Annotated in this window: 1 protein-coding gene; it reads left to right on the top strand. The window is 67.6% G+C overall.

Annotation, left to right across the window (positions count from 1 at the left end):
• The first annotated feature begins 96 nt into the window (after window positions 1-96).
• Window positions 97-1,797 carry an IS1634 family transposase gene (locus tag IEZ06_RS35690; protein ID WP_189241087.1) on the top strand — a complete coding sequence of 567 codons (1,701 nt, stop codon included), beginning with the start codon at window positions 97-99 and terminating at the stop codon, window positions 1,795-1,797.
• Window positions 1,798-1,850 lie beyond the last annotated feature (53 nt).

The raw sequence follows: 1,850 nt of genomic DNA, 5'->3' as shown, positions 1-1,850 counted from the left end.
GGGGCGGGGACTGGTCGGGTTCTCGATTCGGCCTAGATACACGAATGTTCGCCGTTTCCTAGTCCCACCAAGGGTTATGGCGTTATCGTCTAGTCCATGTACCTGCGGTCGACACCTCGCCGGAACAAGGACGGGACGGAAGTCCGATACCTGCAACTCGCGCACAACGTGTGGGATCCGGTGCTGAAGCGGTCGAAGGTGCAGGTCGTCTACAACTTCGGCCGCGAGGATGCCGCGAACCGGGAAGCCTTGCAGCGCCTGATCGCCTCGCTCACCCGGTTCCTCGATCCCGACGCCGCCTTGTCGGCGGCGACCGACGGGCCGGCGTTCACCGAGTCCCGACCTCTGGGCGGCACCTGGGTGCTCGATGCCCTCTGGCGGCAGCTGGAGATCGGCAAGGTGATGAAACGGCTGCTCAAGGGCCGCCGGCTCGACCCGGCCGCGGAGCGGGTGCTGTTCGCGCTGGTCGCCAACCGGGCCCTGGCCCCCTGCTCCAAGCTCGCGGCGGCCCGCTGGGTGAACGAGGACGTGGCGATCGACGGCCTGCCCGCGACCAGCGACGATGCCTGCTACCGGGCGATGGACTGGCTGATCGAGATCTCCGCCAAGCTCGAGGAAGAGGTGTTCCACCAGGTCGCCAACCTCCTCAACCTCGAGGTCGATCTGCTGTTCTTCGACACCACCTCGACCTACTTCGAGACCGAAGACGCCGACGAAGCCGTGCCTCGCGACGCGTTCGGCCAGGTCGTGCCCGAGCAGGACGCCACCGACGATCACAAGCGCAAGGGGTTCCGGTCGTTCGGCAAGTCCAAGGACCACCGCGATGACCTGCCGCAGGTCGTGATCGGGATGGCCGTCACCCGCACCGGCATCCCCGTCCGGGTGTGGTCCTGGCCCGGCGCGACCGGCGACTCCGCGCTGATCCGGCAGGTCAAGGACGATATGCGGGACTGGACGTTGTCGCGGATCGTGTGGGTCGCCGACCGCGGCTTCGCCTCCGAGCGCAACCGGCTGCACCTGCGCAAGGGCGACCACCACTACATCATCGGAGAGAAGCTCCGCTCCGGATCGGCCGAGGCCACCGACGCACTCGCCCGCCAGGGCCGCTACCAGGAGATCCGCGACAACCTGCGGGTCAAGGAGGTCCGGATCCGCGAGGACGAGCGGTTCATCATCTGCTTCAACCCCGAGGCCGCGCAGCGCGACGAGAAGGTCCGGGAACGACTGCTCGCCCGGCTCACGACCTTGATCGAGGGCACCGACCAGCTGAACGCGACCAAACGTGCGGAGCTGCGCGGGGTGATCTCCACCAAGCCCGGCCTGAACCGGTACCTGCGGACCACGCCCGGCGGGCTGCTGCGCATCGACGCCGCGAGGATCAAGGCTGAGGAGAACCTCGACGGGAAGTACCTGCTGCGCACCTCGGACCCGAAGATGACTCCTGAGGACATCGCGCTCGGCTACAAGCAACTCCTCGAGGTTGAGCGAGGCTGGCGTGACATGAAGCAGATCATCGACCTGCGGCCGGTCTTCCACCGCAAGGAGCAGCGCATCCGCGCGCACGTCCTGCTCTGCTGGCTGGCGCTGCTGCTGGCCCGGATCGCCGAGACCTCCACCGGGCAGACCTGGCCCACCCTGCGCCGCGAGCTCGACCGGATCACCCTGGGCACCTTCACCGGCCCCGCGGGCACCTTCCAGCAACGCACCGAGATCACCAAATCCCAACGCGACCTGCTCCACGCTCTCAAAATCGACGCCCCGCCCAGGATCTACCAGCTCACCCCGCCCAGCCGCTGACCAGGCCGAACCCCAGCCCCTAGATACACGCCGTCCCGCCAGCAGACGGCACG

It is taken from the genome of Planomonospora antibiotica, assembly GCF_014647955.1.
Lineage (GTDB): Bacteria > Actinomycetota > Actinomycetes > Streptosporangiales > Streptosporangiaceae > Planomonospora > Planomonospora parontospora.
The sequence above is the reverse complement of the archived record's forward strand: the minus strand, read 5'-3'. Positions and strand labels throughout refer to the sequence as shown.

Excerpts from the sequence above, each read along its gene's own strand:
- IEZ06_RS35690 (WP_189241087.1), top strand. The coding sequence starts at position 97 with ATGTACCTGCGGTCGACACCTCGCCGGAACAAGGACGGGACGGAAGTC.